This window comes from Staphylococcus sp. EG-SA-2 (assembly GCF_017152085.1).
On the sequence record NZ_JACYHC010000171.1, the window covers coordinates 1 to 532 of the forward strand.

Sequence of the window (532 nt, forward strand, 5' to 3'; positions counted from 1 at the left end):
GCTTAATAAAACTATTCTACTGTTTCATTTTCAAGATTAAGGACGCCATCTTTCATATGATATGAACGATCACAATATGCTTTAAGTCGTTCATCATGTGTAACAATAATACATGCTTTCTTTCTTTTTTTGGCTTGATCACGTAGAATTTTAATGACTTCAATCGCATTTTCAGTATCTAACGCCGCGGTAGGTTCATCCGCTAAAATAATCGACGGATTCGTATATAACGCTTTGGCTATCGCCACACGTTGTTTCTGACCACCTGAAATTTCTGAAGGTAACTTATTAAGCAATGAAGTTAGACCTAATTGTGACATAAGTTGCTGATAGTCTTCATTAGACATAACATTCTTATTTTTCTTTTTCAATAATGTAAATTGTTGCTTTACCGTTAAAAATGGTACAAGGTTTGTAGCTTGTAAAATAAAACCTATTTCAGACATTCTAACTTTTGCCAATGCTTTTTGCTTCATTGTCGTAATATCTTGGTTATTGATTAAAATGTGCCCAGATGTCGGCGTTTGTAAAG

1 protein-coding gene is annotated in these 532 nt (G+C 33.5%); it reads right to left on the bottom strand.

Features of this window, described 5'->3' with window-relative positions; translation table 11 throughout:
* Positions 1-11 precede the first annotated feature (11 nt).
* Positions 12-532 (bottom strand): ABC transporter ATP-binding protein (locus IDG60_RS27235; RefSeq protein ID WP_206160417.1); only part of this gene is annotated, 521 nt, incomplete at its 5' end.